Origin of the sequence: Streptomyces sp. SBT349, from assembly GCF_001083795.1 — a bacterium.
GTDB lineage: Bacteria > Actinomycetota > Actinomycetes > Streptomycetales > Streptomycetaceae > Streptomyces.
Window position 1 is genome coordinate 1 of sequence record NZ_LAVK01000364.1, and the last position, 7,225, is coordinate 7,225.

At 75.2% G+C, this 7,225-nt stretch carries 4 protein-coding genes; 1 reads left to right on the forward strand and 3 read right to left on the reverse strand.

Features of this window, described 5'->3' with window-relative positions; translation table 11 throughout:
* Positions 1 to 130 precede the first annotated feature (130 nt).
* Positions 131 to 1,936, reverse strand: coding sequence for a glycoside hydrolase family 3 protein (locus ADY01_RS30110; RefSeq protein ID WP_078900741.1), 1,806 nt, complete (start codon positions 1,934 to 1,936; stop codon positions 131 to 133).
* A 214-nt stretch (positions 1,937 to 2,150) separates the two neighbouring features.
* On the opposite strand from ADY01_RS30110, the gene ADY01_RS30115 reads away from it, so the two are divergent.
* Positions 2,151 to 2,522 carry a DUF2255 family protein gene (locus tag ADY01_RS30115; RefSeq protein ID WP_049579789.1) on the forward strand — a complete coding sequence of 124 codons (372 nt, stop codon included), beginning with the start codon at positions 2,151 to 2,153 and terminating at the stop codon, positions 2,520 to 2,522.
* 42 nt (positions 2,523 to 2,564) lie between these two features.
* On the opposite strand, the gene ADY01_RS36170 is transcribed toward ADY01_RS30115, so the two are convergent.
* Both ADY01_RS36170 and ADY01_RS30125 read right to left on the reverse strand, forming a co-directional pair.
* Positions 2,565 to 5,810 carry a SpoIIE family protein phosphatase gene (locus ADY01_RS36170; RefSeq protein ID WP_159001513.1) on the reverse strand — a complete coding sequence of 1,082 codons (3,246 nt, stop codon included), beginning with the start codon at positions 5,808 to 5,810 and terminating at the stop codon, positions 2,565 to 2,567.
* 86 nt (positions 5,811 to 5,896) lie between these two features.
* Positions 5,897 to 7,159, reverse strand: a complete 1,263-nt coding sequence (locus ADY01_RS30125) for a YeeE/YedE family protein (RefSeq protein WP_049579790.1) — start codon at positions 7,157 to 7,159, stop codon at positions 5,897 to 5,899.
* Positions 7,160 to 7,225 lie beyond the last annotated feature (66 nt).

Below are 7,225 nucleotides of genomic sequence, written 5' to 3' on the forward strand. Positions count from 1 at the left end.
GGTGCCGGGAGGGCCGTCGCCGTGTCGGCGAGGGCGGGTGCCGATGCCAGCGCGGCGGAGGCGGCCAGCAGGTTTCTACGTCGCATCGTTCCGTTCCGTTCGTGATGTCCTCGGGGTCCTCGGGCGCGGGTCAGGGGTAGCCGAGCCCGTGGCCGATCGGGTAGAGCTCGGGTCCCGAGGGGTCGGCCGAGGGGATGGTGACGGGCAGGGTGCCCACGGGGTCTCTCTCGCCGAAGAGCACCGCCGCGGCGGCGTCGAGGGCGACGGGCACCGTGGAGTAGAGGGCGAGGTGGGCCTCGGCCCGCGGGTAGTGGGCGATGTCGTAGGGCACGTCGGTGGAGAGGGTGACCACCGGCTTCCCGGTGGCGCGCAGGGCGTCGACGAGCGCGGCCTGCCCCGGGTTGGCGCGGGCGTTGCTGGTGACCACCACCACCGTGTCGTGGCCCTCGGCGGCGGCCACCGCGGGGGCGACGGCCTCGGGGTCCGGGTCGGTGCCCGCGGGGTGGGCGGTGGCGGTCGCGTTCCGGGCGGAGACGCGCTCGGCGAGGCCCGCGACGGGGCCCTGGCCCGCGCCGGTGACCAGGACGCTGCGGCCGTCGGCGGCCAGCGGCAGGGCGCCGTCCTCGTTGGTGACCAGGGTGGTGGTCCGGCCGGTGATGTCCAGGGCGGCGGCGCGGTGTTCCTCGCTGCCGACGACCTCGTCCACCATCTCGGGGTCGGCGAAGGGGTCCTCCACGATGCCGCGCTCCCACTTGAGGGTGAGAACGCGGCGCACGGACTCGTCGATGCGCTCCTCGGTCAGCTCGCCCGAGGCGACGGCGTCGAGCACCGCCCCGTGGGCGACCTCCAGGTCCGGCGGCATCAGCAGCAGGTCGACGCCCGCCTGGAGCGCGCGGACCGGGACCTCCGCGTCGGGGTAGCTCTCGCGGACCCCGGCCATGCCGAGGGAGTCGGTGATGACCACGCCGTCGTAGCCGAGTTCCTCGCGCAGCAGGCCGGTCATGATGGGCTCGGAGAGGGTGGCGGGGGCGCCCGTGGGATCGAGCTCGGGGAACTGGAGGTGACCCGACATGATCGAGCCCGTGCCCGCCTCCACGGCGGCGCGGAACGGCGGCGCGTCGATCGCGCGCCACTCCTGGAGGGTGTGGGTGATGACGGGCAGGCCGGCGTGGCTGTCCACGGAGGTGTCGCCGTGGCCGGGGAAGTGCTTGGCGCTCGCCACCACCCCCGCCTCTCCCGCCTGGGCGCCCGTCACCTGGGCCGCCGTCAGCTCGGCGGCCAGCTCCGGGTCGCCGCTGAAGGAGCGGACGCCTATGACGGGGTTGGCGGGGTTCACGTTGACGTCGGCGACCGGGGCGTGGTTCATGGTGATGCCGACGGCGCGCAGCTCGTTCCCCGCGATGCGGGCGGCCTCGCGGGCGTCCTCGGGCCGCGCGGAGGCGCCGAGGGCCATGTTCCCGGGGAAGCGCGTGGCGGGCTCGCCGAGGCGGGTGACGACCCCGTGCTCCTGGTCCGTGGTGATGAGCAGCGGCACCCCGGGGTCCTGGTCGAGGGCGGCGCGCTGGAGACCGTTGGAGAGGCCGGCGACCTGGGCGGGGTCGGCCAGGTTGTCCGACCAGGTGAAGTAGATGACGCCGCCGAGGTGGTACCGCTCGATCGCCTGCGCGCCGTTGTCGACGCCGAGCCACTCGCGGTTGCGCTCGACGTCCTGGGGGCTGGTGGTGTCGGCGGTGGCGCCGTAGGCGTAGGTGACGAAGAGCTGGCCGACCTTCTCCTCCAGCGTCATCGCCGCCAGCCGGTCGTCCACCCAGGACGCGTCGGGGGCGGGACGGGCGCCGGCGGCGCCCTCGGCCGCGGGCGTCGCCAGCAGCACCCCCGCGGTCAGCGCCACCGCGATCAGCGGGCGCCGGAGCCTCTCTCGTCGGGCACGAGCCATCACGCACTCCTCGGGACGGGGTGGGGGGAAGGGGAGTCGCTGATTCCCGAGAATGGCGTAAATCTCCTCCAAATCAAGGGGGTTGCGGCTGAAAGATTCTTTCAGTGGCGCGCGGGACGATCGCCGGATGCCCCGGGTTCCGCACCTGTTCGACCTACTATCTTCCGCATCAGGCCGAATTGTCGGCGCGTCAGGAATCGGAAGGAGCGGCACCATGAGCGCGGACTTCACCGTGGTCAGGGACTATCTGGACTCCACGAACACCATTCACATCGCCACCCCCCTCGTATCGGGCGGCGAGCGCGAGACGCCCATCTGGGCCGTCACCGTGGGCGAGGTGCCCTACATCCGCAGCGCGTACGGCGAGGGCTCCCACTGGTACCGGCGCGCGACGCGCGAGGGCAGGGCCACGATCGTCGCCGACGGCGAGCGGTTCCCCGTGGCGCTGTCCCGCGTCGAGGACGAGTCGACGAGGTCGGCCGTCGACGACGCGTACCGCACCAAGTACGCCGCCGAGGCGTCCTCGCTCGAACCCATGCTGGGCGAGACCTCGCGCGTGACGACCCTGCGGATCGGCGAGCCCTGACCGAGCGCTCGGCGGGGGGAGCGGTCCGCGGGGGGAGAGCGGTCAGCGGTTGCGGGCCAGCAGCAGGGCCACATCGTCCTCGGAGGGGTGGTCGCCCATCATGGTGTCGAGGACCGCGTCGGCCAGCTCCTCCAGCGGAAGCCCCGGCCGCGCGAGGGCGCGGCCGAGGCGGGCCACGCCGACGTCGATGTCGGCCTCGCGGGTCTCGACGAGGCCGTCGGTGTAGAGGGCGATCAGGCTCCCGGCGGCCAGGTGGACGTCGACCGACTCGAAGGCGGAGAGCCCGAGCCCGATGGGGCTGCCCGCGGGCAGCTCGGGGAACGTGACCCTCCCGCCCGGCTCCACGACCGCGGGCGGGAGGTGCCCGGCCCGCGCCATGGCGCAGTGGCGCGTGGACCGGTCGTAGACCGCGTACAGGCAGGTGGCGCCGGTGATCTCCAGACCGGGCCCCTCGGCCGCGGTCTCCTCCTCCTCGGCCATCCGGACCACCAGCTGGTCGAGCCGGGCCAGCACCTCGTCCGGGCGCAGGTCCAGATAGGCCAGGGTGCGGACGGCGGTGCGCAGCCGCCCCATGGTCGCCGCCGCGTTGATGCCGTGGCCGACCACGTCGCCGACGGCCAGGGCGATCCGGGGGCCGCCGAGCGGGATGGCGTCGAACCAGTCGCCGCCCACGGCGTCGTGGACGTCGGCGGGGAGGTAGCGGGTGGCGATCTCGACGGCGCCGCCGCCGTTCAGCCCGCGGGGGAGCAGGTTGCGCTGGAGCGCCAGGGCGGCGGCGCGTTCCCGGGAGTACTGGAGCGCGTTGTCCAGGCTCAGCGCGGCACGCACCACGAGCTCCTCGGCCAGGGAGAGGTCGTCCTTCTGGAACGGCGCGGGCGTGCGCGTCCTGGCGAAGACGGCGAGGCCCAGGACCTCGCCGCGCGCCGTGAGGGGGACGAGCATCAGGGAGTGCATCCCCGTCCGGCGGGTGATCTCGGAGCGCACCGGGTCCCGGTGGAGCCAGGTGCCGGGCGAGGCGTCGAGCACGGGCTCGAAGTGCGACGTGCCCGAGGAGAGGACGGCGGTGAACGGCGAGCCGGGCGGGACGTGGATCGTGTCCCCGCGCCGCCACGCCGAGGAGGACAGGTCCTCGTGGACCGTGGTGATGGCCGCGCGGCGGAAGACCGGGAGCGTGGCGTCGGTGGTGGAGAGCCGCTGCGGCGGCTGGTCGGCGAGCGGCGCCGTCTCGGCCAGGTCGACCGTGACGTAGTCGGCGAGCAGCGGCACGGCGAGGTCGCACATCTCCTGGGCGGTGCGCGTGAGGTCCAGGGTGGTGCCGATGCGGGTGCTGGCCTCGCTGAGCAGCGCCAGGCGCTCGCGCGCCGAGCTCCGGCTGACGTCCACGGCCAGGGCGCACACGCCGACCGGGCGGCCGGCCGGTCCGTCGAGGCGGAAGAAGGAGACGGAGAAGGCGCCCTCCCGCTCCTCGCCCACCGGTCTCCAGCAGAACTCGCGGTCGATCACCGGGGTGCCGTCCTCCAGCACCCGCCGCATGGCCGCCTCGACGGCCTCGCTCTCCAAGTCGGGCGCGTACTCCCCGAGCCGGCGTCCGAGGCGCTGGCCGTGGGCGGTCCCCAGGCGCTCGGCCGCGTCGTTGCGCCAGAGGTTGCGCAGGTCGGGGTCCCACAGGCTGATCATCACGGGGGCGCGCCTGAGCAGGGACTCGACGAGCGGCGCTGCCGCCGCCTCGCCCTGGTGGGTCCCGGTCACCTCGGTAGCCGACACGATCCAGCCGGGGCCGCCGTCCCCGGCCGCCAGGGGGGAGATCGAGAGGTGGAGCGGCACCGGGTGGCCGTCGCGGTGGCGGGCCCGCGCGAAGCCGGTCCAGGCCGTGGTCCCGTCGGCCTCCCGGGGCAGCCCCCGGCCGGGCGTGCCGGGTCCGCCCGGCATCAGCAGCGCCGCGGCGGGACGGCGCACCACGTCCTCGGCCGCGTATCCGAGCATGCGCTCGGCGGCGGCGGTCCAGCCGGTGACGGTCCCTTCGGGCCCGACCAGCGCGACAGCCGGCGGCGCTCCCCCCGGCACGCTGCCCACCCCACGGTCGGGTACGGCCATCTTCGACACCCGGTTCCTCGGACCTCGCCCGCTGTCAGGCTGACACGGCTCATTGTGAACGGGGCGCCGACCGCCCGCGACCCGCCGGGGCCCGCCCGGGTGGTGCGCCGGGGCGGGTCCGGGGGGCGGGGCGACGGACTCCCTGGCGACGACGTGGGTCCCCAGCATCACCCGCTGCTCGCCCTCCTCGCCGCCGCGCTCCGCCCGGTCGAGCGCCAGCCGGACCGCCGTTCGCCCCATCTCCTCGTAGGGGACGTGCACCGTCGTCAGCCTCGGCCGCAGGTCCGTCGCCGGGGGGACGTCGTCGTAGCCGACCAGGGAGATGTCCCCCGGCACGCTCAGCAGCTCCTCCGACATCGCGCGCAGCGCCCCCGCCGCCATGGCGTCCGTCATGGCGAACACGGCCGTGAAGTCCCGCCCGCGGCGCAGCCGCTCGCGCATGCTGACATACGCCTCGCCGCGGTCGAACGAGGACGTGACCACCAGCCTCTCGTCGAACGCCACCCCGAAGTCGCCCAGGGCGCGCCGGTATCCGGCGATGCGCCCGGCGCTGGTGGTCAGGGCGACGTCGCCGCCGAGGAGCAGCACCCGGCGGTGCCCGGCCGCCAGCAGACGGCTGGTGATGGCGTACGCGCCGCCCTCGTTGTCGTACTGCACCACCGTGGTCGGCGTCGCCTCCCCCAGCGACGGCCGGCCGCACAGCACCAGCCGTGAGCCCGCCTGGTCGAGCGAGCGCGCGATGGCCGACATCCGCTCGCGGTAGGGCGCGTCGTCCACCACGCTGCCGATGAGGATGACGGCCTCGGCGCCCTGCTGGCGCATCAGGCGCACGGCCTCCAGCTCGCGCCCCGCGTCGCCTCCGCTCACGCACAGCAGGCACAACCGCCCACGCCGGGACGCCTCTTCCTCGATGCCGTGGGCGACCTGGGCGAACGAGGGGCCCCGCACGTCCCCCAGGACGAACGCGACCGTCTTCGCGCCGTGGCCGCGCAGCGCCCGCGCGTGCGTATTGGCCACGTAGTCCAGCTCGCTGAGCGCCCGTTCGACCCGCCGCCGCGTCGCCGAGGCCACCGGATAGTTCCCCGCGATGACCCGCGACACCGTCGGCACCGACACGCCGGCCTGCGCGGCGACGTCCCTCAGGGTCGGCCGCCCCCGCTCCGCCCGGCCCTGCCCCCCACTCTCTGCCGTCACGGCCCTGAGTTTAACCGGGTGAACGGGCGTGAACGGGCGGCCCCTCCGGCCCGGCCGCGGCCTCCCCCCGGGCCGCGGCGGGGCGTTCAGCAGATGCCGTCGTTCGGCTTGGGGTTGGACAGGGCGAACAGGGGGCGGAGCTTCAGTCCGGCCCAGGTGCCCGCCAGGGCGCAGGCGCCCCAGATCCAGCCGTGGAGGCTTCCCGAGGCGATGCCCGCCAGGTAGGCGCCGATGTTGCAGCCGCCGGCCAGGCGGGCGCCGATGCCCATGAGGATGCCGCCGAGCACGGCCGCGACCGCGGTCCGCCACGGCACGCCGCGGTGCAGGGCCCAGGTGCCGCCGAGCGAGGCGGCGACCGCGGCGCCGACCATGATGCCGATGTCGGTCAGGCTGTTCTTGTCGGCGAGGACGGGGCCCGACAGCATCTCGGCGTTCCCGGGCTGCTGCCAGAAGCTCCAGCTCGCCGGGTCGCCGCCGAGCGCGCTCACGGCCTTGCTCCCCCAGAGCGCGAAGGCGCTGGTCACGCCCCAGGCTCCGCCGGAGACCAGCAGCACGCCCGCGCCCAGGACGGCGAGCGCCAGGGCACCGGCGGCCAGCGGCCAGGAGCCGCGCAGCACGCGCCGGGCGGCGCCCCTGGTCGTGGGGACCGCGCCGATCGGCGGCGGGGTGCGGCGGCGCTGGACGAGGCGGGTGACGGCGACCAGCCCCACGAGGGCGAGGATCGTCACGGCCCAGGAGCCGAACCAGCCCATGTGGTCGGACAAGACGAACGGGTCCCAGGCGGGCAGGTCGTTCCACAGGTCGAACTGCCAGGCGGCGACCGTGGACCCGACGATGAAGCCGCCGAGCGTCAGCACGATCGAGGACTGTCCGGAGCCGACGGCGAAGAGGGTGCCGGAGGCGCAGGCGCCGCCGAGCTGCATGCCGATGGCGAACACGAACGCGCCCAGCAGCAGCCCCACCCCGATCGGCCCGGCCGAGGGCGCGGGCTCCGAGCCGAACAGGCCGGTGCCGGTGCCGATGACGAGGGCGAACAGGGTCGCCGTCGTGCCGAGCAGCAGGGCGTGGGCGCGCAGCCCCTCGCCGTTGCCCACCGCGATCAGCTGCCGCCAGGCGGAGGTGAAGCCGAACCGCGAGTGGAAGAGGGCGAAGCCGAGCCCGAGGCCGAGGAGCAGCAGCACGCCCGGCTTCCCCCCGTGCTCGGCGAAGACATAGGCGTCCAGGCCCGCCGCGAGCACTCCCGCCAGGAGGAGCGGAACGCGCCTGACCGGAGGCGCCTCGGGCGCCTCGGGCGGCGGCGCGCTGGTGGGCGAGCGGCGCAGGACGGGCGCGAGCAGCGTGGTCGATATCCGCCGGGGGCCGCCCGCCGGGGCGCTCGCGGAGGCGGAAGGGGACGAGGGGGAAGGGGACGAGGG

What these genes read in the sequence shown, in the direction of transcription:
- ADY01_RS30110 (WP_078900741.1), bottom strand. Translation starts at nt 1,936, where the DNA reads ATGGCTCGTGCCCGACGAGAGAGGCTCCGGCGCCCGCTGATCGCGGTG.
- ADY01_RS30115 (WP_049579789.1), top strand. Translation starts at nt 2,151, where the DNA reads ATGAGCGCGGACTTCACCGTGGTCAGGGACTATCTGGACTCCACGAAC.